The sequence below is a fragment of the Rubrivirga marina genome (assembly GCF_002283365.1).
Taxonomy (GTDB): Bacteria; Bacteroidota; Rhodothermia; order Rhodothermales; family Rubricoccaceae; genus Rubrivirga; species Rubrivirga marina.
The window spans coordinates 4395823-4416858 of the sequence record NZ_MQWD01000001.1 but is presented as its reverse complement, the minus strand read 5'-3'; the positions used below and the strand labels follow the sequence as shown (position 1 = coordinate 4416858).

The window sequence follows — 21036 nt, the reverse complement described above, 5'->3', positions numbered from 1 at the left end:
GCCAACTCCCCACTCTGACTCCATGGAGATCGTCAACCGCGTCGCCGAGAGCGCCATCGAGACGCTCGACCTCGCCGCGCTCGCCCCGCCCGAGCCCGCGGCGTTCGACCTCGAGCCGCACCTCTACCGGGGGCTCGTCCTCCGCGAGCGCGAGTTCCGCCAGTCGCTGAAGGAGACCGACTGGTCGCAGTACGAGGGGAGTGACGTTGCCGTGTTCTGCTCGGCCGACGCGCTGATTCCGACGTGGGCTTACATGCTCGTCGCCGCCCGCCTCGACGGCGTCGCGGCGTCGGTCGCGGCCGGGACGCCCGCCGAGGTCCGCCAGGCCGGGCTGATGGCGAACCTCCGAGACCTCGACTGGTCGCGGTACGAGGGCAAGCCCGTCGTGCTGAAGGGCTGCGGCAACGACCTCGTCCCGCTCGACGCGTTCGTGCAGGCGACGCGCCGGCTCCAGGGGGGCGCGTCGAAGATCATGTACGGCGAGGCCTGCTCGGCCGTGCCCGTCTGGCGGAAGCCGGCGACGGCGTCCACCGGGGGGGCCACCGCGAAGCCCGCTGGCGTCAAGCCGGCCGGGTTGCCGACGGGAAAGAAGCCCGTCGGGCCGCCTCGGTAGAACCGTGGGGAGAGCGGAGGCGTCGAAGAGACCGCCCCTCTTCGTCGCCGTGCTCCTCCGCGCCCTTCCGATCCTCCTCGTCCTGTGGGCGGCCGCCGCCCATGGGCAGGTGCTCCCGCCGCCGGTGGAGCCCGAGGCGCCCGACGTGGTCGGCACGTGGGAGCTGGTGGCGGCCGAGAACGTGCCGTACGACGACAACCTCGTCTTCGCCCGGCTCACGTTCACGCCCGACGAACTCGACGCCGTCTACGTCTTTCTCGACCCCGACGACGCCGAGCTCATCGGCCGTTTCCAGGGCGGGCGGTACGTCGCCTCGGCCGGCCAACTCGTCCTCCGCGACCGCGGCGACGTGACGGTCCTCGAGGTCGCCCGCGACCGGACGCTCCTGACCGTGGCCGATCTCGAGACGGGCATCGTCCTGCTCCTCCGCGAGGCGGATCCCGCTCTCGCCCGCGACCCCGAACTCCTCGGAGGCTGGGAAGGCACCCGCGAGGGCGAGCCGTTCGGCGTCCGGTTCGGTCCCGACGGTCGCGCCGAGATCCGCCGCGGCGACGACCTCGACGACGGCGAATACGTCGTCGCCGGCCCGTACGTCCTGCTCGGCGACGACCCCGCCCGCTACACGTTCGCCCGCGACGACGCCGGCCGCCGCCAGTTGGTGGTCGAGGCCGACGGGGAGCGGACGATTTTGTCACGAATGGCCGACTAGGCCGCACGAAGCTCCGCCGGGCACCCGTTCGTGCCCCGTCCCACCTCATCGCCATGCGCACGCTCGTCCTCGCCGCCGCCGTCCTGGCCGTCCCCGCCGTCGCCCAGTCCGATCCCGAGCCGGCCCCGCCGCCGACCACGCCCCCCGCCACCGTCGCCGAGGCGGAGGACGTCGACGCCGCGCTCGTCGGCGAGTGGACGCTCGAAGAGGTCGTCGAGGCCGGCCGCCTCGGGGAGATGGACGTCGCGGTCGAGGAGATGACCTGCATGTTCCGGGCCGAGGGCACCGCGCGCGTCGAGATGGAGATGGTCCAGGACCTCGACCCGCTCTCGCACGAGCGGACGTTCTCGTTCGACACCGAAGAAGGAAAGATCATGGTGGAGGGCGACGACCCCGTGGGCTACCGATTCCTCTCGGACGGCCGCTTGGAGATGACGACGACCGACGGGCTCGTCGTTCGCTTGGTGCGCGCCCGCTCGTGACGGTCGACCTCGGAGGCCGCGTCGCGCTCGTGACGGGCGCCAGCCGAGGGATCGGCCGGGCCGTCGCGGAGCACCTCGGGGACGCCGGGGCGACCGTGGGCGTCCATTACGGCCGGAGCCGCGAGGCCGCCGAGGCGCTGGCCCTCGCCATCGGGAACGACAGCCGCGTCTTCGGGGCGGACCTCGAAGCGTCGGGGGCCGGGCAGGACCTGTTCGACGCGGCCCTCGACGCGTTCGGCCACGTCGACGTGGTGGTCGCGAACGCCGGCACGTTTGAGGAGGCGCCGCTCGACGCGCCGTTCGACGATTGGCTCGCAGCCTGGGACCGGACGCTCGCCGTCAACCTCCGCTCGGTCGCCGAGCTCGGGCGGGCCGCGGTGCGCCATGCCCGGGACCGCCGTCAGGAGGGCGAATCCGGTGTGACGGTCCGCCTCGTGACCGTCTCCAGCCGGGCCGCCTTCCGCGGCGACGATCCCGAGTACCTCGCCTACGCGGCGTCGAAGGGCGGCGTCGTGGCGCTCACGAAGTCGCTGGCGCGGGCCGGCGGCGGGCTCGCGGCGTTCGGCGTCGCCCCCGGGTTCACGCGGACCGACATGGCCGCCGCCTTCATCGAGAAGAACGGGGAGGCCGCCGCGGCGCGAGGAATCGCGCTCGACCGGCTGACGGAGCCCGACGACGTTGCCCCGACGGTCGTCTTCCTCGCCTCGGGTCTCGCCGACCACGCGACCGGCACGACGGTCGACGTCAACGCCGCCTCGTACGTCCGGTAATCGCACGGGCGGGTCGCTGGGGGCCGATTCTGGGCGCACCCCGGGCCGGTGAGCTCCGTAGGTTCGGGCACCCCCCGAGCCCATGCCCGACCGCTACTCCGCCGACGAGGCCCGCCGCATCTTCGCCCGCGCCGCGCGCCGCCAGCACGCGGCGCCGGCCGAGGACGGCCTCACGCTCGACGAACTGGCAGAGATCGCTCGGAGCGCCGGCCTCGACCCCTCGCTCGTCCGCGCCGAGGCGACCTCCGAGCGCGTCTGCGACGGACACCGGGCGACGTGGCACGGTGTGCCGGTTGGCGTCCGCCGCGCGCGGCTGCTGCCGGATCGGGTCTCCGACCGCGAGTGGGAGCGCATCGTGGACCTCGTCCGGGCCGAGTTCAAGCTCGGCGGGACGGCCCAGCAGATCGGCACGCGTCGCGAGTGGTCGACGGGGACGTCGTCGAGCAGCACCTCGTCCATGTCGACGGCCTACACGGTGACCGTCGAGCAGCGTCCGGACGGCGACCTCGTGACGGTCGAGGCGCCGAACACGTACCAGATGATGGGCTACATCTTCGGCGGTACGATCGGCTTCGTCGGACTGATGCTCGGCGCGATGGGGGCCCTGCTGGGTCCGCCGGGGGAGATGGGGAATGTGGTCCTCGCGGTGTCCTGGATCGCTGCGGCAGCCCTCGCCCTGTACGCGGTGATGTGGATGTCGGCCCGCGTTTCGGCTCGCCGGACGCCCGATCGCTTCGAGTCCCTCCTCGACCGGATCGACCTCGCCTCCCGCACCGAGCCCGCGTCGGCCCCGCCCGCGACCACCACCGGACGCATCGACCCCGTCCACCTCGACGCCGAGGCGGACAGGGCCGGCTCCACGTCGTCCCCCCACCGCGTCCGCGCCTAGCCATGCCCCGCCGCTACTCCGAAGAGGAGGCCCAGCGCATCTTCGCGCTCGTCGCCGACCGCCAGCGCACGGCGTCGGGGGCCGAGGGGCTGTCCCTCGAGGAGCTCGAGGAGGCCGCCCGCGCGGCCGGCCTCGACCCCCGCCTCGTCGCCGTCGCCGCGGCCGAGCTCGACGCCGCGCCCCACGACCAGAAGACGCTGCTCGGAGCACCCGTCGAGGTCGTCCGGACGCGGCTCCTCGACGGTCCGATCAGTGAGGACGCCTGGGCCTCGATGGTGGGGCACGCCCGGCGCGAGTTCGGCCAGCCCGGCATGGCCGGCCAGATCGGCCGGCTCCGCGAGTGGACCGTGATCAACGGCGGGACGAAAAACGGGACCGTCACACGGCTGACCGCCGAGCCCACCCCCGACGGCACGCGCCTCACGCTGACACGGTCGATTCGCGAGGTCGTCTTTGGCCTCTCCATCGCCGCGGCGATTCAGTCGGCCATGGCCGTGCTGTTCACCGTCCTGGCCGTGGCGGGCGTCGACCCCGAACTGTGGATCGCGGCCGGGATCATGGCGGGGCTGGGGATCCTCTTCGGCGCGGGTGTCCAGATCGGCTCGCGAGGCTGGCAGCGCCACGAGGCCGGGCGGTTCGAGGCGCTCCTCGACCGCTTGGAGCTCGTGGCCCGTGACGCCGAGCCCGTGGCCGAGGCGGTCCCGCCCGTCCCGGCGGCCCGGTCGGCCGCCCCGGCGCCCCGCCTCTCGCTCGACACTCTCGGCGAGGCCCCGGACGAAGAGCGCGCGGCCGGTCGCACCCGCACCCGAACCTGATGGACCGCCAGTTCACCGAAGAGGAAGCGCGCGAGGTGTTCGCCCGCGCCGCCGAGCGCCAGCACGCCGTCGGCGCGCGCGCCGACGGCCTGTCGCTCGACGAGCTCCGTGCGATCGGGGCCGAGGCCGGGCTCGACCCCGAGTTCGTCGAGGCCGCGGCCCGCTCGGTCGCCCTCGGGGAGCCCGAGACCGCGCGCCCGTCGTTCGGCCCGATCCCGCGCGGCGTCTCCCGAACCGTCTTCCTCCCGGACGCGCCCTCCGACGCGCTCTGGGAGCAGGTTCTCGGCGACGCCCGGCGGACGTTCTCGGCGCAGGGCAAAGTGTCGGGCGGTGGGGGCGTGCGGGAGTGGCGGAACGGGAACCTCCGCGTGTCGCTGGAGCCCGCGCGGGGGGGGAGCCGGCTCCACCTCCAGACCCGCCGCGAGGACCGTGTCCAGGGGACGGTCATGGCCGCCGTCGCCGCGCTGGCCGGTCTCGTCACGCTGTTCCTCTCGACGATCAACGCCGGGTTCGACCCCGAGGCCATCCCAACGAGTCTGATGCTGATCGTCGGCGGGGCCCTCGGCGCGCTCGCCCTCGGCATCGGGCAGCGCCGCTGGGCCGACGAGCGCGGGCGCCAGATGGACGGGGTCATCCAGCGCGCCGCCGAGGCGGGCGAGGCCGCACCACCCGTCGCCTCTCCCAACGCTGCGGGGCGGATCGACCCGTCGCTCCTGGCCGACGACCCCGCCGGCCTCGGCCCCGAGGCGGACCGACCCGCCGATCGCCGCCGGTCGCGATGAAAGGGTTCACAGAAGACGAGGCCCGGCAGATCTTCGCCCGGGCGGCCGAGCGCCAGCACGCCGTCGAGGCCCGCGGCGAGGAGCTGTCGCTCGAGGAACTCCAGGCCATCGGCGCGGAGGCCGGGCTCGACCCGGCGCACGTGGCGGCGGCCGTCGCCGAGCTCCGCGACGGCCCGCCGACGGAGCCCGTCGTCGCGGCCGGCGTCGACCTCACGCCGCGCGTCGTCCGCGTCGTGCCGGGCGAGCTGACGGACGACGTCTGGGCGCAGGCCATCGCCCGCTTCCGGAGGACGTTCGGCGCGCAGGGCATCCCGACCGAGATCGGCCGCGTCCGCGAGTGGACGAGCGGCGAGCAGTCGAACCTCCGCGTTGTCGCCGAGCCGGCCGAGGGCGGCACGCGTCTCACGTTCTCGACGTCGAAAGCGCACGACGCGGGCGGTCTCCGCGGTCTCGTCCCGATCTCGGCCGGGTTCGCGCTCCTGCTGTCGCTCCTCTTCGGGTTCGGCGACTTCGAGCCGATGGTCTGGGTCATCCCAGTGCTGACGCTCGGGATGGGCGCGGCCATCTACTTCTCGGTGCGCGCGTCGCTCAAGCGGTGGTCCGACAGGCGGCAGAGAGAGTTCGAAGGGCTGGCGGACCAGGTCGACCTGCTCGTCCGGTCGGAGACCGGCGAGGCGGACCGCCTCGGGGCGTCGGGTGGGACGGGGAGGGGGACCGCGGTCCCGCGGCTCGGTCTCGACGGGCTGGCGGAGGCCGGCGACGACGCAGAGCCCCTGGGCTCGCTTCGGACTCGCACTCGCTCGTAGCCTGCCGCCATGCGCACCTACTCCGAACGCGAGGTCTCGGCCATCATCGAGCGGGCCGTCGAGCGACAGCAGGCGGCCGAGGAGGGCGGCGGCGACGCCGGCCTGACCCTCGACGAAATCGAGCGGATCGGCCGCGAGTCGGGCATCGACCCGGCCCACCTCCGCGCGGCCGCCGCCGAGATCGACGAGGCCGGTCGGACGCTCGCCCGCCAGTCGGGCCAGAGCCAGACGCAGGTCTACGTCGAGCGCTGGATCGACGCCCCGTTTACGGCCGCCGGCTGGGAGGACGCCGTGTCGGAGCTGCGGACGCGGTTCGGCGCCACGATCGGGTCGGCCTTCGGGAGCACGACCGGCGAGACGGTTCAGCAGGTCGGCCAGTCGTTCGAGTGGTCGCACACGAGCCCGCTCGGCGTCCGGACGCGTGTGACGGCCAGCCCGCGCGGCGACCAGACGCGGCTCCGCGTCACGCAGCTTGTCGGGATGGCGAGCTCGACGGTCGAGGGCGTCGCCTACGGCGGCATCATCGCGGCGGTCCTGGCCGTCGCCGCCGTCGTGACGACCGGCGCCCTCAGCGGGTCGGCCGGCCTCGCGGCCGTCGTCGGGGCCCTCTCGTTCCTGCTGTCGTGGGTGGCCGCCGCCCCGCTCGTCGCCGCCGCCGACCGCCGCTGGCGGGCCCGCAAGCTCCGCGAGCTCGGCGACCTGGCCGACGACCTCGTCCCCGTTCTTCGCGTCCCGGCCGATCAAGACGCCGAGTCGGAGCCCGAGCGCCTCCCCGAAGACGCCGACGGGGTGCCCGAGGCGGACGGGGCGGCCTTGGGTCGTCTCGATCTCGACGCGCTCCCGGACGCGCCCGAGGCGGACGGGCGCGACGCGAGCCGGGGCCGTGTCCGTGGCTGAGTCCCGAAACGGACCGCTCCGCGTCGGCCTCTGCTACGACCGGTTCGGCGACGCGCCCCGCCCGCCCGGCGCCCCGCCCGACTGGGACGCCGAGTACGAGCCGGAGGAGACCGTCGCCGCGCTCGAGGCCGCGCTCCGGCGGCTCGGTCACGAGCCCGTCCGCCTCGGCAACGCCGCGGCCGTCCTCGCCCGGATGCCCGACCTCGGGGTCGATGCCGCCGTCAACATCGCCGAGAGCTACGGGAGCCGGAATCGGGAGGCCCACGTGCCGGTGCTGCTGGAGCTGGCCGGCGTGCCGTGCGTGGGAAGCGACGCTCTTTCGTTGTCGGTGTCGCTCGACAAGCACCTCACGAAGACCGTCGTCGCGGCGGCCGGCGTGGGGGTCCCGCCCGGCGGCGTCGTCCCGCTTGGTGCGGACGCCGGCGCGCTCGTCGAAGCGGCCGGCCTCGCGTTCCCACTTATGGCCAAGCCGCGCTACGAGGGCACGGCCAAGGGCATCACGCCGTCGAGCCGGTGCGAGACCTCGGACGGCCTCGTCGCCGAGGTCGCTCGACAGCACGCGCTTTACGGGCAGGACGTCGTGGTCGAGGCGTTCGTCGACGGCGCCGAGTGGACGGTCGGCGTGGTCGGCACGGGCGACGGGGCGCGGGCGCTGCCGGCGCTCCAGCGGGCCGTCGAGCCCCGCTCCGGCATCGGCGTCCACGCCCTCCCCGGCGATCCGGACTACGTGATTGGAGGGGCGCTCACGCCGGAGTTGGAGGAGCGACTGGGGGACGCCGCGCTCGCCGCCCACCGCGCGCTCGAGTGCCGGGACTTTTCGAGGTCGGACTTCCGCGTCGCCGCCGACGGTGTGCCCGTGTTCATCGAGATCAACCCGCTCCCGACGTTCGCGCCCGACGGGACGTTCGCTATCCTCGCCGAGCTCGACGGCCAGCCCTACGACGCCTTCCTCGCCGACGTGCTGGGCGCCGCGCTCGATCGGGCGCTTGCCGACTCCGCCCGCCTCGGCGCCGAGGCAGGGGGGGGCGGCCCACCCGCAAACGATCGGTGAACGCCGCCGCGGGCCGGCGGTAGCACAGGTCCCCCGTCCTGCCCCTCATGTCCGACCGCACCTACTCCGAACGCGAGATCGCGGCGATCCTCGCCCGCGCCGCTGAGGGCCAGCGCCGCGGGCTCGATGGGGAGGACGCCCCGGGCCTCACGCTGTCCGAGATCGAGCGGGCCGGGACCGAGGCCGGCCTCGATCCGTCCCTCGTCCGACGAGCCGCGGCCGACCTCGACGCTGGCCTCCTCGCGCTCGACGTGGACCGGCCGGGGACGACGGTCGTCGAGCGGTGGGTCGACGCCCCGCTCCGTCTCGCCGTGTGGGAGGACGCCGTCGCGGCACTCCAGGTCCGCCACGGGCCGGGATCGGCGGACACCCTGGCGCGTGCGCACGAGGGGGCCAGCCAGGAATGGACCCACACGACGCTCTCCGGCAGCCGGACGACCGTGACCGCGAGCCCGCGCGGGGGCCGCACGCGCGTGCGCGTCGTGACCGTGGATGGTGGGTCGGCCGACCCGCGCTGGCAGTCGGCCGTGCTCGCGGGGGTCGTGGGCCTGACCCTCGGCATGCTCGCGGGGGCGGGCGTCGCCGAGGGGCTGGGGTGGGGAGACTTCGCGGGCGTGGCCGCGCTCCTCCTCACGCTCGCCGTCGTGACCGCCATCGGGACCCCGCTGCTGATGCGCTCGACGGAACGGCGCCGGGCCCGCCAGGCCGCCGAGGCCGAGCGTCTGGCCGACGAACTCGCGCGGTCGTTCGAACTCGGACGGTCTCCAGAGGCCCCGGCGACAGAGTCCCCAGCGGTCGAGGCCGCGGCTGAGCCCCAGATCGACCCGTCCCTCCTCGATGCTTCGCCGGAAGACGACTCGGTGGCCGGCACGCTCCCGGCACACCTACGCCGCCGAGACCGGTCCTGACCTCGAATCCGCAGGCGATCCGTGAACGCCGGGGTGTCGGGGGAGTAGGCTTCGCCATGGACCCGCGCCCGACCTGCTCCTGCGGCCACGACCGCTACCACCACTCGGCCCGCGCCGACCTCACGCACGGGACGGGCGGCTGGCTCGCGCTCTTCAACGGGCTGTCGAGCACGCCCAAGCGGATCCGGTTCTCGTGCGCCGTCTGTGGCGAGACGTTCGAGGACACGACCGACCCGGTGGTGCTGGACCAGTACCGGCGCTACCCGTACGTCCGCAAGCCCGAGGACACGTGACCACCTGGCCTCAGCACAACGCCTCCGCCGCGGAGTGGAACGACTGGCGGTGGCAGATGCGCCACCGCGTGAGCGACGTCGCTACGCTGGAGCGGTACGTCCGCCCGACGGACGCCGAGCGCGCGGCCATCGAGGCCACCGCCGACGTGTTCCGGTGGACCATCACGCCGTACTACGCGAGCCTGATGGACCCCGTCGACCCCGGCTGCCCGGTCCGCCAGCACGTCGTGCCGCAGGCCGAGGAGACGGCGCCCGACATCGTCGGCGTCGTCGACCCGCTCGACGAGGTCGGCCACAGCCCGGTCAAGAACCTCGTCCACAACTACCCGGACAAGGTCGCCTTCTGCGTGACCTCCGAGTGCGCCGTCTACTGCCGCTACTGCCTTCGCAAGCGGATGGTCGGCGACGCCGACTTCATGATGCGGAAGGACGAGCTCCGCGAGGGGCTGGCGTATCTGCGGGAGCACCCCGAGATCCGCGACGTCCTCCTCACCGGCGGCGACCCGCTCGTCTTTTCCGACGCCAACATCGACTGGCTCCTCGGCGAGCTCCGGTCGATCCCGCACGTCGAGGTCGTCCGCCTCGGCAGCCGGCTGCCCGTCGTCAACCCGATGCGGATCACGCTCGAGCTGTGCGAGATCCTCAAGGCGCACCACCCGGTCTGGCTGAACACCCACTTCAACCACCCGAAGGAGCTTACGCCCGAGGCGCGAGGGGCCTGCGAACGGCTCGCCGAGGCGGGCGTGCCCGTCGGCAACCAGACCGTTCTGCTGCGGGGCATTAACGACGACGCGGAGACCATGATGGCGCTCTGCAACGGGCTCGTCTCGATGCGCGTCCGGCCGTACTACGTCTACCAGGCGCAGCTCATCGGCGGGACGGCCCACCTCCGGACGCCCATCGAGGCGGGCATGGCCATCATGCGGGAGATGCGCGGACACACCTCCGGCTTCGCCGTACCGACCTACGTCCTCGACACGCCCGACGGGAAGGTCCCGCTCACGCGCGACTACGTCCTCGGCCGGGCCGGCGACCACGTCGTGATGGAGACGACGCGCGGGACGCTCTGGGCCGAGCCGAACCCGCTGCCGGAGGGCTACGCCCCGCCGATCCGGCTCCCCGAGATCGACATGCCACAGGGGGCGAAGACCGTCCCGACCGGCGCGCCCCGGTTCGTCTACGCCGAGGGCGAGGCGGCGTGAGCCGTTAGCCGCCGAACTTGTCGTCGGGGACGGAGCCGTCGAGGACGTGCGCGGCCGCGCGGCGGGCTGTCAGTCGCGAGAGGCCGGCGACGACGCTGGCCGCGATCGTCCAGACGGCGGCCTCGGTCCAGGCCGTGTCCGAGTCAGCCGGGTTCATGGGCGGGTCTTCGCCAGTGGCGGCGTGCCACGAGCGGCGGAGCAGCGAGCGGGTCGCGAAGGCGGCGGCCATGGCCGAAAGGCCGGAGACGGCGATCCAGCGTTGCTTGTGGGTGAGCATGGGGAGTGGAGTCGGTTTCGGGTGGTACGGCCCACCCGCGCCAGGGGTCGCCGCCGCCTAGACCTCCGGGAAGTCCCCAGCCGCGCCCGCCTCGGCGCCGAGGCGGGCGGCGTCGCGCCGCGGCCTCCTAGGCCGTCGCGCCGCCGCACGACGAGCCTGCGCCGGCCGTGCACCCGTAGCAGTGCCGCTCCGTCCGCACCGTCCGCGCCTGCCATGCGTCGAGGTCGAAGTCGGCGACGTGCCCGAACGGGACGGCCGCGTCCATCTCCAGCTGCTGGTTGAAGTCGCAGTCGTAGATCTTCCCGTCCCAGCCGACCGAGATCGTGTTCCGGCACATCAGCCCGTCGATGGCGGCGGGGTTGAACGCGCCCAGCAGACGGTCCATATAGGCGTCGAGCTGGCCCTTCTCCAGCAGCCATTCGAGGTAGCGGCTCATCGGCATGTTGTTGAGCGCGAAGAGGCGGTCGAACGAGACGCTGTGGTACCGTTGGAGCGCCGCCTTCCACTCGGCCTCGAGCGACGCCTGGCTGCCGGCGAGGAAGCTCCCGACCGGGTTCGTCACCAGCGTGAGGACCTTGTCCGGGTCGCCCTGGCCGTAGCCGGCCTCGTTGAGCGCGGCGAGCGCGCGGATCGACTTGTCGTAGGTCCCGTCACCGCGCTGGGCGTCGGTGCCGAGCTTCCGGTAGTGGGGGAGCGAGCAGGCCACCTCGACGCCGCGCTCGGCCAGCCACTGGGGCAGGTGCCGGTAGCGGCGGACCAGCAGGATCGTCAGGTTGCACCGGTCGATGACGTGGAGCCCGCGCGCCACGCACTCGTCGACGAGGTACTCGAAGTGCGGGTTAAGCTCCGGCGCCCCGCCCGTCAGGTCGACCGTGTGGAGGCTCCCGCCGTCCGGGTGGGCCTGGATGTGGTCGATGGCCGCGAGGCAGGCGTCGACGGCCGCGCGGTCCATGTTCTCCTCCGTCCGGTCCGGCCCCGAGTCGACGTGGCAGTGCCGGCACGTCATGTTGCACAGCTTGCCGATGTTGATCTGGACGATCTCGAGGGGGGCCGGCGTGAGCCCGCGCTCCCACCCGCTCGCGACGAGGTCCCGGTGGAAGCTCCCCGTCCCGGTCGGGCCGGCGGCGAGGTCGACCGCGTCGAGCGCTTCGATCTGGGCCGCGGGTCGAGCCAGCGGCGTCCGCCGGCCGTAGAGGCTCGTCGTCCGCTTCGGCCCGTCCATCACGTCGGCCATCAACTCGGCCGAGAGGACGGGGAGGGAGAGGGGAGAGCCGTCGCCGGAGTCCATGCTGACAGGAGGGTGGGGGATCGTCCTACATCGGAAGCGCGGGGCCCACGGTCGCCAGGCCCCGCGCCGGGCCTTACATCATCTGGGCCTTGGCCCCGTCGAGCATCTGGAGGCCGTGGACGAGCGAGGCCCCGCCTCGGATCGCCGTCGCGACGTGGACCGCCTCGGTCATCTGCTCCAGGTCGGCGCCCTTCGCCAGCGAGTCCTGCGTGTAGGCGTCGATGCAGTAGGGGCACTGGACCGTGTGGGCCACGGCGAGGGCGATGAGGGCCTTCTCGCGGGCCGTCAGCGCGCCGTCTTCGAACACCTTGCCGTAGTAGCTGAAGAAGGCGTCGGCGAGCGGCTTCGAGCCCTCGCCAATCTCGGGGAATCGGGGGAGGTGCTCCGGCTTGTAGTAGGGGGTATAAGAGGCAGGGGGGAGAGGGGAGGCGAAGCTAGGGGCGCCGCGACAGCGGGCTCAAGCCTGCGCGGAGATGGGGCGGCGGCTTGTGGAGTGTCCGTCGGACGGATACCTTACCGAATTCGTGTCCCCCCCCGTTTTCGCGGCTCGCCGCACCCCCGTGACGCTCGTCGGCTGGCTCCTGCTCCTCGTCGTCCTGGCCTTCGCGGGGGCGTACGCCGCGTCGCGCCGCCGCCCGAAGCTGCCCGGCCCGACGGTCCCGCGCGTGTCCGAGGGCTCCGACGACCTCGGGAGCCTGGGGCTCTCGGAGGTCCGCCCGGCCGGCCCCCGGGCGGCGCGCCCTGAGGAGGAGGCCCGGCGGCCGGAGTCCGTCTCGGCGGCCCGCCCGGTGAGCCCGCGCCCCGCCGAGCCCGCGTCGCCGGCACCGTCGGCCGGCGCCCGGCCGGTCACGCTCCCGACGGTCCCCCGCGGCGACGAGCCGGCCCGCCCGAAGGCCGCCACGCACCCCGGTCCGGCGACGAGGTCCGGGACGCCCTGGGCCGACCCTGCCGTCGCCCACCTGCTCGCCTCGCTGGCCGGCCACGTCGGCGGCGGCGTCGCGATCGTCCGTCACGACGGGCGGCAGCACCTCGTTGAGGCCCGGACCGACGGCGGCTCGCTCGTGCCCGTGGACGGGCGGAGGTTCGACCTCGACGGCGACACGTGGCTCGCCTCCGACGCGCTCGGCGGGCTCGCCGGGGCCGTCGGCGCCCGGGCCCGCGCCATCCCGGTCGGCGACGCGGTCCTCCTGATCGGCGGCGACGCCGACGCCGCGGACCCGTACTTCGACCTGCTGGAGCTCGTCCTCCCGGAGAGCGCGCTGGAGCCGTCCCGGCCCGCCTCGGCCCGTGCGTCGGCCGAGGCGCCCGAGCGCGCGCCCGAGGTCGACGACGTCGACGAGATGGACGACTTCGACCTGGGGGACGAGGAGGCGGCCGAGGCCGCTCCGGTCCCGCGCGCGACCATCATCGCCGAGGAGCAGGCCGAGGCCCGCGACGCCGAGCGCCCGCTGGCCTTCGCCCTCGTCACGCTCGCCGACGCGGAGGAGCGGCTCACGGGCCACGCCCCCGAGGCTGTCGCCCGCGCCGAGGCCGAGCTCCGCGAGCGCCTCGAGACGGCCCCCGACGTCCGCCGCATCGAGCCGTTCGGCGACCTCCTCTTCGGCGTCTTCCTCGCCCTCGCCCCGGCGGGCGCCGCCGCGTGGTGCGACCGGCTCGCCTCCGGCGACCCGCCGCTCTTCATCGGCGCCGTCGCCCCCGCCGACGGCGACCCGACCGACGTCCGCAACGCGGCGGCCCGCGCGCTCCACGACGCCTACGACCAGAAGCGCACCCGGGTGGTCGAGGCGTAGGGCAGGCTGCGCCGACCTCCCGTTCGCTCCTCTCGCGGGAACTGGGAACGGGGAAACGGGAATGAGGCGGAGCGAGCCAGAGCGCTCGGCGGTGGCCCCGACGTCTGCCGGATTCCTCTTCCCATCCCCAGTTCCCCGTGACCGTCCTCGTCCTCAACGCCGGGTCCTCCTCGCTCAAGGTCGACCTGATCGACGCCGCGGCCGGGCAGACGCTCGCGGCCGGGCAGGTCGAGCGGATCGGCGCCGTCTCGTCGCTCGCCTCGTTCCGCGTCGGCGACGCCAAGCCGGAGCGGATCTCGCTCAAGGCGCCCGACCACGCCGCCGCGTTGTCCCACCTCCTCGAGACGATGCGCGAGGCGGACGGGGAGGAGGACCGGCTCCCCGACGTCGAGGCCGTCGGGCACCGCGTGGTCCACGGCGGCGAGCGGTTCGCGGAGTCCGCCCTCATCGACGGCGAGGTGGTCGACGCCATCCGCGACGCGTTTGACCTCGCCCCGCTCCACAACCCGGCCAACCTCCAGGGCATCCGTGCGGCCCAGAAGGCGTTCCCGGACGTCCCGCAGGTCGCCGTCTTCGACACGGCGTTCCACCAGACGATCCCGGCCGAGGCCTACCTCTACGCGCTCCCGAACCGGCTCTACCGGCGCCACAAGATCCGTCGGTACGGGTTCCACGGGACGAGCCACTACTACGTCTCGCGGCGGCTCTACGAGTTGGCAGGGCTCGACCAGCAGAACAGCCGGGTCGTCACGATCCACCTCGGCAACGGGTGCTCGATGGCTGCCATCCGCGACGGCAAGTCCGTCGACACGTCGATGGGGATGACGCCGCTGGAGGGCCTCGTGATGGGCACGCGCTCGGGCGACCTCGACCCGTCCATCGTGTTCGAGGTGATGGAGAAGGAGGACATGCCGCTCGCCGAGGTCCACACGCTCCTCAACCGGTACTCGGGGCTCCTCGGGCTGAGCGGCTACGCGGCCGACATGCGCGACCTCCTCGCCGAGGCGGCCGACGGCGACGTCCGCTGCCAGCAGGCCATCGACGTGTTCTGTTACCGCGTCAAGTCGTACTTGGGCCGGTACCTCGCGGTCCTGGGCGGGCTCGACGCGGTCGCGTTCACGGCCGGCATCGGGACGTTCGCGGCGCCGGTCCGCGCGCAGATCCTCTACGGGTTGGCCGGCCTCGGGATGACGCTCGACGCTGGGGCGAACGAGGCCGCCAACGGCACCGAGGCGGTCATCACCACGCCCGACAGCGCCGTGCCGGTGTGGGTCGTCCCGACCAACGAGGAGCTCGTGATCGCGCAGGACACGCAGAAGCTGGCGCTCGCCGCCCGCCAGTCGCCGTTCGTGTAAGGGCGAGTTGCCGCGGGGCGTCTCCGTATCCTCCACGACCCCCGTCGCCCGTGTCCCGTCTCGCCGCCGTCGCCCTTCTCACGCTGCTCGCCGCCTGCGAGCGGCCAGCGCCGCAGGGCGACCCCGAGGCCCTCGCCCTCCTCGACCGGGCCCGAGCGCACCACGGCTCGGCCCTCCTCGACGACGCGACCGTCCGGTTCGCCTTCCGCGGCACGCCGTTCGTCGCCGAGCGCGACGGCGGCCGGTTCCGCTACAGCCGGACGCTCACGGACGAGCGGGGGCGCGTGATCGAGGAGGTCGTCGACAACGACGGGGCGCACCGGTTTGTCGACGGCGTCGAGGCTCCGCTGACGGCCGACGGGGCGGCGGCGCTCACGACGGGCGTGAACTCGGTCGTCTACTTCGCCCTCCTCCCGGCGCCGCTCGCCGACCCGGCCGTCCGCGCCCGGCTCCTCACGCCCGACCGCGTCGGCGGGGAGGACTACGACCGGGTCGAGGTCACGTTCGCCCAGAACGGCGGCGGGGCCGACTACCAGGACCGCTACGTCTACTGGCTCCGCCAGTCGGACGGACAGATCGGCCACTACGCCTACACCTATGAGGTCACGCCGGGCGACACGGCGCGGGCGGCGACCGGCACCCGCTTCCGCGTCCCGATCCGGACGTGGCGCGAGGGCGGCGTCGTGTTCCAGGACTGGCGGAACCTCTCGGCCGACTCGCTCGGCGCCCTCCGCGCCTTCGGCGACGCCTACGACGCCGGGCGGACGTTCGAAGTGTCGACCGTTGTGCTCGACTCGGTCCGCGTGGAACGCTAGGCACAGGCCCCGTTAGGTAGGGCTCCTAGATCGGGCGTGTGCGTACCTTGTGTCCCGTCGCCGCGACGCCCCTCGGCCCATGGCGGCGGCCCCCCTCTGGCCGCTCGCATGTCTGACCGCTCCGATCCGCCCGCGTTCTCGTTCGAGGGGCAGGACGCCTACGACGTCCTCTCCGCGTCCCTCGCCGACGCCGTCGTCATCCTGGACCCCGACGGGACCGTCGCCTTCGCCGACCCCGCGCTTGGGGGCGTCCTCGGGATCGAGGCGGAGGCCATCGAGGGCCGCCCGTTCCTCGACCTCGTCCACCCCGACGACATGGTGCGAGGCGAGGCCGGCGAGTTCTGGTCCGCGGCGCTCCCGTTCGAGCGTGAGTTCCGGGTCCGGACCCCCGGCGGGCGGTGGGTCTGGGTCCGCGCGCTGTCGCCGGCGACGGACCGGGAGGGCCAGCGGCCGGCGGCGCTCGACCGCGTGCTCGGCGACCGCGCGCTCCTCCTCGTCCGCGACCGCCGCGGGAGCGCGCCCGTCCGCGCCGCCGACGACCTGATCCACCGGGCGTTCGACGCCGTCAACAACCTCGTCGTCGTGACCGACGTCCGGCTGCCGGATAACCCTCTCGTGGTGGTGAACCAGAACTTCGTCGACACGACGGGCTACCCGCGTGAGGAGATCATCGGGAGGAACTGCCGGTTCCTCCAGGTCCGTCCGAACGGGACGCGCGACGACGAGGGCAATGGGCAGGCCGAGGCGCTCGCCCAGATCCGCGAGGCCGTCCGGACCGGGACCGCGACCGACGTCCTCCTCCGCAACTACCGCAAGGACGGGACGCTCTTCTACAACCGGCTCTTCCTCACGCCCATCCGGAGCACGGCCGGTGAGGTGACCCACTTCGTCGGCGTCCAGAACGACGTGACGGAGGAGATCGAGCAGCGCGACCGGGCCGATCGCCAGCGGCGCCTGCTCCGGGCCTTTTTCGACAGCGCCCCGTTCCTGATGGGCGTCGTGGAGTACGACGGCGCGCTCGTCCGCCACCAGACGGCCAACGAGGCCGCGCTCGACCTGTTCGGGTCGAGCGGGGCGGCGATCGGGGAGGTCGAGGGCGCGACCCTCGCCGACCTCGGGTTCACCCCGGCCGAGGCCGACACCTGGCGGCGCCACGTCGAGGCGTGCGCGTCGACCGGCGAGCCGGTCCACTTCCGGACGGTCTTCCCGTGGGGCGTCGAGCCCGACGCGCCCGAGGCCCGCCACCTCGACGTCGTCGTGAACACGACCGAGGGGGCCGGCCCGCTCTTCTCGTACGTGGCCGAGGACGTGACCGAGCGCCGCCGGACCGACCGCGAGCGCCGGCTCCTGGCCGCCGCCGTCGAGCAGGCCGCCGAGCCCATCGTCGTGACGGGCACCGAGGTCGACGAGCCCGGGCCGCGGATCCTCTACGCGAACGCGGCGCACACGCGGGTCTTCGGCTACACCGCCGACGAGCTCCTCGGCCGGAGCCCGCGGGTCTTCCAGGGGCCGAAGTCGGACCGGGCCGTGCTCGACCGGGTCCGCGACCGCCTGAAGGCCGGCGAGCCGGTCCAGGCCGAGACCGTGAACTACCGGAAGGACGGGTCCGAGTTCGTGCTCCAGTGGGAGATCGCGCCCGTCCGCGACGAGAACGGGACGCTCGTCAACTGGGTGGGGACGCAGCGCGACGTGACGGAGCGGCGCCAGCTCGAGCGCGAGATCCTCGAGGTCGCGGCGCGGGAGCAGGAGAAGATGGCGCAGGACCTCCACGACGGGCTCGGGCAGGTCCTGACGGGCGCCGCGTTCCGCCTCCAGGCCCTGTTCCACGCGCTCGAGCGGATGGGCGAAGACGAGCTCGCCGCCGACGCGCTCCGCTCGCGCGAGCTCGTCGAGGCCGCGCTCGGGCAGGCCCGCGCCATCGCCCGCGGCCTCTTCCCGGTCAACGTCGAACCGGACGGGCTGGCCGACGCGCTCGCCCGGCTCGCCGCCGACGGCGCCCAGGCGTTCGACATCGACTGCACGTTCGAGGGCGAGGACGTCGTGTGCCCCTCGCGCGAGCACGCCGGCCACCTCTACCGGATCGCCCAGGAGGCCCTCGCCAACGCGGCCCGGCACGGCCGCGCGCGGGCCATCGCCCTCACGCTCACGATGGCCGACGACGAGGCCGTCCTCACCATCCGGGACGACGGCGTGGGCATCTCCGACACGGCGCTCGCCGGTGGCGAGGGACTGGGCCTCCGGACCATGCGCTACCGCGCCGACCGGGTGGGGGGCGAGTTCGAGGTTCGGCCGCGGCCGGGTGGGGGAACCATCGTGTCGGTCACGTTCGAGCCGGCCGTGGCGGTCTGACCCCGCCCGCCTCGGCGCCGAGGCGGGCGGGGCCGAGCGCTAGCGGGCGACGGTAAACGTCCGCGCGGTCGTCTCGGCGCCGAGGGTGGCGCGGGCGACGTAGACGCCGGCCGGGAGCCGGGTCGCGTCGAGGTCGAGCGTGAGCGGTCCGGCGGGCCGCGGCCCGTCGGCGAGCAGGGCCACCTGGCGCCCGAGCGCGTCGTAGACGGCCACCCGCACCGGGCCGGCCTCCGAGACGCTGACGGTGAGCGTCGTCCGTCCGCGCGTCGGGTTCGGGGCCGCCGACAGGGCCAGCGCCGGGCCGGTCGGCCGGCCGGCCGTCGGTGTCGCCAGCGGGTCGACGTAGAGGCCGAGGTAGGCCGACGGCGTCCCGCCCGCCGACCGGAACGTCCCGCCCACGTAGAGGTCCTCGCCGACGAGCGTGAGCGTGGCGACGCCGCCGTCGCGGACGCCGAGCCCTTCCCAGCCGCCGTCGCCGAACGCGAACAGCCGGTCGGCGCCGGAGGTGTAGTAGTACCCGCTCCCGGCCGGGTCCTGCCCCGCGTAGATCCGCCCATCTGCGCCGACCGCGAGGGCTGAGACGGTGGCGGAGGGGTCGCCCGCATCGGTCCAGGAGGTCCCGTCCCAGGCCGCGATGCGTCGGGCCGGCGTGGCCGGGCGGGACGGCTGCTCGAACTGGTCGAACGCGCCCCCCGCGTAGAGCGTCCCGTCGGGCCCGAACGCGAGGGCGCGGACCTCGCCGTAGGTCGGGCTCCCGATCCACTGCCACTCGGCGCCGGGCCACCGGACGAGTCCCTGGAGTTGGAGCGTGAGCCCGCTCGGCTGCTGGACCGTGGAGAAGGCGCCGCCGACGTAGAGCGCTCCGTCGGGGCCGTAGGCGAGGGCGTAGACGGTCCCGTCGACGCGGCCCAGCATCTGCCACCCCGCGCCCGGCGCCCAGGAGAACACGGCCGGAACCCCGCTGCGGGTGAGGTAGCCCCCGGCCACGAGCGCCCGGCCGTCGTAGGCGAGCGCTCGGATCTCGCCCTCGGGCGGCGTCCCGCCGAGCGCGGACCACGCCGTGCCGTCCCAGTATGCCACGCCCGGCGCGTCGAGCGCCGTCCCGTCCTCCAGGATGACCGACGTGAACGAGCCCGCGACAAAGAACCGGGGCTGGCCCCCCGCGCACCCGGCCGGAGCCAAGGCCGCGGCGGTCCCAGCGGAACCGTGATAGCTGAGCCTGCCGGGGACCGCGCGCCACGCCCCTCCGTCCCACAGCGCCACGCTCACGGAGTCGGCCGCTCCGACGGTCTCGATCTTACCCGCGACCAGGACGCCGGCGCCACACGGGTTCGGGGCGGTCGCCCGGACCGCCGACGGCTGAGCGTACTGGCTCGACTGGCGGCGGCCGAGGGCGGCCCCGCCCCCGAACGTGCTCAACGGGCCCCACGCGCCCCCGCGGCGGACGGCGACATTGGAGGTGTTCCGGCTCGCGCCGCCCGGCCCCTCCACGCCGTCGAACTGGCCGCCGATCACGAGGTCGTCGCCGACAACAGCGACCGCCCGCGGTCCGACCTCACTCCCGTACCCGTACCAGTACCAGGTGGGGAACGGCATCACGGCGCCCTCGCCGCTCCACGCGGCGCCGTCCCACCGGGCAACGCCACGGGCCGCGACCGAGATGTCGCTCGGGGGGCCGCCCGGCTCGGGGTACGCCCCGACGTCGTCAGTCCCCGCCCACGCGAACGTCCCCACGGCGTAGAACCCGCCCGTCCCGTCGGGCTCGATCCCGTGGACCGGGCCGTCGGTCCCGCCCTGGAGCGCGTCCCACTGGCCGTCCGTCCACCGCGCCACGTTGCGGACGGCGACGCCGCCGACGTCCGCCGTCCACACGTTGAACGAGCCGCCGACGTAGAGCGCGTCGTCGATCCAGGCGAGCGCGAAGACGGAGGTGGTCCCGCTGAGCACCCGCTCGGTCGTCCCATCCGGCCGGTAGAGCAGGACGCCCGGTGAGTAGTACCCGTCTCCCTCGAACGCTCCGCCGAGTGCGATCACGCCGTCGTCGCGCACCGCGACCGCGTCGACGCCAGCGGTCGACGTGCCGAGGCCGGGAAGGTCGGCCCATGTGCCGTCGGCCCACACGGCGACGCCCCTCGCGCCGACCGGCTGGCCGTCGGCGCCGACGGCCGAGTCGAAGATGCCGCCGACGTAGAGGGCGCCGTCGGGGCCCTCCGCCAGCGCGCCGGCCGTGGCCGAATAGTAGAACGGGTCGCCGTTGAGGAGGCCGCCGCCGAGCGGCTCCCACGCCGTCCCGGTCCACCGGATGACGGACCGGGCGAGGACCGCCCGGCCGTTCGGCTGGAGGGCACCCGTGAACTGGCCGGCGACGTACAGCGACCCGTCGCTGGCGAGGAGCAGGTCGTTCACGAGCGGGAGCCCGCCCGAGTACGTGTCGTTGTTGGTGAGGCCGCGGCCGAGCGGGCGCCACGCCTGCCCGTCCCAGTGGGCGATGCTCGTGACGGCCTGCCCGTCGACGGTGTCGAAGCGGCCGGCCACGTAGACGCCGCCGTGCCCATCCGGCTCGACGGCCTCGACGACGGCGTCCCCGCCGTTGTAAGGCGCGAGGTCGGCAGAGAGGCGGACGCCCGGGTACGCGAACACGTCGGACCAAGTCCCGGCGGGGGCCGGCTGCGCGCCGGCGGCGGTCGCGAACGCGACGAGGACCGCGACAAAGCGGCCGAGGCCGGACCAGGAGGCCCGGCGGAGGGGAGGGGTCATGGGTGGGGCCGAGCCCCAGGGTAGCGAAGCGCGCGAAGAAACGGCGCTGGGTTCCGGATTGGACCTGCTCGTGTCGTCGTCTGCAAATTTCACGGTGGCCGCCGAACGGCGCGCCGGCTGCACGCGTGCTCCACTGGCGGGCCCCGCGATCGGGCCTAGCTTGACGGAAGCCCTTCCACCGCCCCCCG

The 21036-nt window shown here is 74.2% G+C and carries 20 protein-coding genes and 1 pseudogene; 17 read left to right on the top strand and 4 right to left on the bottom strand.

All coding sequences use genetic code 11. The annotated features are described in order from the left end of the window. Nucleotides 1–22: 22 nt before the first annotated feature. The 13 genes from BSZ37_RS18835 (at nucleotide 23) to BSZ37_RS18775 (ending at nucleotide 10217) form a co-directional block, all read left to right on the top strand. Nucleotides 23–613, top strand: a complete 591-nt coding sequence (locus tag BSZ37_RS18835; protein WP_095512031.1) for a DUF2480 family protein — start codon at nucleotides 23–25, stop codon at nucleotides 611–613. 49 nt (nucleotides 614–662) lie between these two features. Then, entirely contained in the window at nucleotides 663–1322 is a 660-nt protein-coding gene (locus BSZ37_RS18830; RefSeq protein ID WP_095512030.1) for a hypothetical protein, read from the top strand. 53 nt (nucleotides 1323–1375) lie between these two features. Beyond that, nucleotides 1376–1804, top strand: a complete 429-nt coding sequence (locus tag BSZ37_RS18825; RefSeq protein WP_095512029.1) for a lipocalin family protein — start codon at nucleotides 1376–1378, stop codon at nucleotides 1802–1804. Next, on the top strand, nucleotides 1801–2574 hold the full coding sequence (locus tag BSZ37_RS18820; protein WP_095512028.1) for an SDR family NAD(P)-dependent oxidoreductase: 774 nt from the start codon (nucleotides 1801–1803) through the stop codon (nucleotides 2572–2574). Before BSZ37_RS18825 ends, BSZ37_RS18820 begins: the two co-directional genes overlap by 4 nt. Before the next feature lie 82 nt (nucleotides 2575–2656). Then, the gene (locus BSZ37_RS18815; RefSeq protein ID WP_095512027.1) at nucleotides 2657–3463 is read left to right on the top strand and encodes a hypothetical protein; all 807 of its coding nucleotides are present in this window, start codon (nucleotides 2657–2659) and stop codon (nucleotides 3461–3463) included. 2 nt (nucleotides 3464–3465) lie between these two features. Continuing rightward, complete coding sequence (locus tag BSZ37_RS18810) at nucleotides 3466–4278, top strand: hypothetical protein (RefSeq protein WP_095512026.1); 813 nt, start codon at nucleotides 3466–3468, stop codon at nucleotides 4276–4278. Then, entirely contained in the window at nucleotides 4278–5060 is a 783-nt protein-coding gene (locus BSZ37_RS18805; RefSeq protein WP_095512025.1) for a hypothetical protein, read from the top strand. The genes BSZ37_RS18810 and BSZ37_RS18805 overlap by 1 nt, the downstream gene beginning before the upstream one ends. Next, on the top strand, nucleotides 5057–5866 hold the full coding sequence (locus BSZ37_RS18800; RefSeq protein WP_095512024.1) for a DsbA family protein: 810 nt from the start codon (nucleotides 5057–5059) through the stop codon (nucleotides 5864–5866). The genes BSZ37_RS18805 and BSZ37_RS18800 overlap by 4 nt, the downstream gene beginning before the upstream one ends. A 9-nt stretch (nucleotides 5867–5875) precedes the next feature. Next, entirely contained in the window at nucleotides 5876–6763 is an 888-nt protein-coding gene (locus BSZ37_RS18795) for a hypothetical protein (RefSeq protein ID WP_095512023.1), read from the top strand. Continuing rightward, complete coding sequence (locus BSZ37_RS18790) at nucleotides 6756–7814, top strand: D-alanine--D-alanine ligase family protein (RefSeq protein WP_095512458.1); 1059 nt, start codon at nucleotides 6756–6758, stop codon at nucleotides 7812–7814. Before BSZ37_RS18795 ends, BSZ37_RS18790 begins: the two co-directional genes overlap by 8 nt. Nucleotides 7815–7861: 47 nt before the next feature. Continuing rightward, nucleotides 7862–8722, top strand: a complete 861-nt coding sequence (locus BSZ37_RS18785) for a hypothetical protein (RefSeq protein ID WP_095512022.1) — start codon at nucleotides 7862–7864, stop codon at nucleotides 8720–8722. Between the two features lie 56 nt (nucleotides 8723–8778). After that, nucleotides 8779–9015, top strand: coding sequence for a hypothetical protein (locus BSZ37_RS18780; protein ID WP_095512021.1), 237 nt, complete (start codon nucleotides 8779–8781; stop codon nucleotides 9013–9015). Then, nucleotides 9012–10217: a KamA family radical SAM protein gene (locus BSZ37_RS18775; protein ID WP_218830566.1), complete on the top strand. Its 1206-nt coding sequence runs from the start codon at nucleotides 9012–9014 to the stop codon at nucleotides 10215–10217. The genes BSZ37_RS18780 and BSZ37_RS18775 overlap by 4 nt, the downstream gene beginning before the upstream one ends. Before the next feature lie 4 nt (nucleotides 10218–10221). Here the strand turns inward: BSZ37_RS18775 and BSZ37_RS18770 are convergent, their stop codons facing one another. From BSZ37_RS18770 to BSZ37_RS18760, 3 genes and pseudogenes are all read right to left on the bottom strand, one after another. Further along, the gene (locus BSZ37_RS18770; protein WP_095512020.1) at nucleotides 10222–10494 is read right to left on the bottom strand and encodes a DUF4235 domain-containing protein; all 273 of its coding nucleotides are present in this window, start codon (nucleotides 10492–10494) and stop codon (nucleotides 10222–10224) included. Nucleotides 10495–10621: 127 nt separating this feature from the next. Beyond that, the gene (gene arsS, locus BSZ37_RS18765) at nucleotides 10622–11716 is read right to left on the bottom strand and encodes an arsenosugar biosynthesis radical SAM (seleno)protein ArsS (protein ID WP_095512456.1); all 1095 of its coding nucleotides are present in this window, start codon (nucleotides 11714–11716) and stop codon (nucleotides 10622–10624) included. Between the two features lie 139 nt (nucleotides 11717–11855). Continuing rightward, nucleotides 11856–12179 (bottom strand): annotated as a pseudogene (locus BSZ37_RS18760) (arsenosugar biosynthesis-associated peroxidase-like protein); the annotation flags it as partial. A gap of 127 nt (nucleotides 12180–12306) precedes the next feature. On the opposite strand from BSZ37_RS18760, the gene BSZ37_RS18755 reads away from it, so the two are divergent. The 4 genes from BSZ37_RS18755 to BSZ37_RS18740 all read left to right on the top strand — a co-directional run bounded on the left by BSZ37_RS18755 (nucleotide 12307) and on the right by BSZ37_RS18740 (nucleotide 18091). Next, complete coding sequence (locus tag BSZ37_RS18755) at nucleotides 12307–13572, top strand: hypothetical protein (RefSeq protein ID WP_143537737.1); 1266 nt, start codon at nucleotides 12307–12309, stop codon at nucleotides 13570–13572. A 137-nt stretch (nucleotides 13573–13709) separates the two neighbouring features. Further along, complete coding sequence (locus BSZ37_RS18750; RefSeq protein ID WP_095512017.1) at nucleotides 13710–14927, top strand: acetate/propionate family kinase; 1218 nt, start codon at nucleotides 13710–13712, stop codon at nucleotides 14925–14927. A 50-nt stretch (nucleotides 14928–14977) separates the two neighbouring features. After that, entirely contained in the window at nucleotides 14978–15742 is a 765-nt protein-coding gene (locus tag BSZ37_RS18745; RefSeq protein WP_095512016.1) for a DUF6503 family protein, read from the top strand. Nucleotides 15743–15850: 108 nt separating this feature from the next. Continuing rightward, complete coding sequence (locus BSZ37_RS18740; RefSeq protein ID WP_095512015.1) at nucleotides 15851–18091, top strand: PAS domain S-box protein; 2241 nt, start codon at nucleotides 15851–15853, stop codon at nucleotides 18089–18091. Nucleotides 18092–18130: 39 nt separating this feature from the next. Here BSZ37_RS18740 and BSZ37_RS18735 read toward each other — a convergent pair whose 3' ends face one another. After that, complete coding sequence (locus tag BSZ37_RS18735; RefSeq protein WP_143537736.1) at nucleotides 18131–20848, bottom strand: T9SS type A sorting domain-containing protein; 2718 nt, start codon at nucleotides 20846–20848, stop codon at nucleotides 18131–18133. Nucleotides 20849–21036: the final 188 nt, after the last annotated feature.

Coding starts and splice junctions, on each gene's coding strand:
- BSZ37_RS18835 (WP_095512031.1), top strand. CDS start 23: ATGGAGATCGTCAACCGCGTCGCCGAGAGCGCCATCGAGACGCTCGAC.
- BSZ37_RS18825 (WP_095512029.1), top strand. CDS start 1,376: ATGCGCACGCTCGTCCTCGCCGCCGCCGTCCTGGCCGTCCCCGCCGTC.
- BSZ37_RS18815 (WP_095512027.1), top strand. CDS start 2,657: ATGCCCGACCGCTACTCCGCCGACGAGGCCCGCCGCATCTTCGCCCGC.
- BSZ37_RS18810 (WP_095512026.1), top strand. CDS start 3,466: ATGCCCCGCCGCTACTCCGAAGAGGAGGCCCAGCGCATCTTCGCGCTC.
- BSZ37_RS18805 (WP_095512025.1), top strand. CDS start 4,278: ATGGACCGCCAGTTCACCGAAGAGGAAGCGCGCGAGGTGTTCGCCCGC.
- BSZ37_RS18800 (WP_095512024.1), top strand. CDS start 5,057: ATGAAAGGGTTCACAGAAGACGAGGCCCGGCAGATCTTCGCCCGGGCG.
- BSZ37_RS18795 (WP_095512023.1), top strand. CDS start 5,876: ATGCGCACCTACTCCGAACGCGAGGTCTCGGCCATCATCGAGCGGGCC.
- BSZ37_RS18785 (WP_095512022.1), top strand. CDS start 7,862: ATGTCCGACCGCACCTACTCCGAACGCGAGATCGCGGCGATCCTCGCC.
- BSZ37_RS18780 (WP_095512021.1), top strand. CDS start 8,779: ATGGACCCGCGCCCGACCTGCTCCTGCGGCCACGACCGCTACCACCAC.
- BSZ37_RS18770 (WP_095512020.1), bottom strand. CDS start 10,494: ATGCTCACCCACAAGCAACGCTGGATCGCCGTCTCCGGCCTTTCGGCC.
- arsS (WP_095512456.1), bottom strand. CDS start 11,716: ATGGACGGGCCGAAGCGGACGACGAGCCTCTACGGCCGGCGGACGCCG.
- BSZ37_RS18740 (WP_095512015.1), top strand. CDS start 15,851: ATGTCTGACCGCTCCGATCCGCCCGCGTTCTCGTTCGAGGGGCAGGAC.
- BSZ37_RS18735 (WP_143537736.1), bottom strand. CDS start 20,848: ATGACCCCTCCCCTCCGCCGGGCCTCCTGGTCCGGCCTCGGCCGCTTT.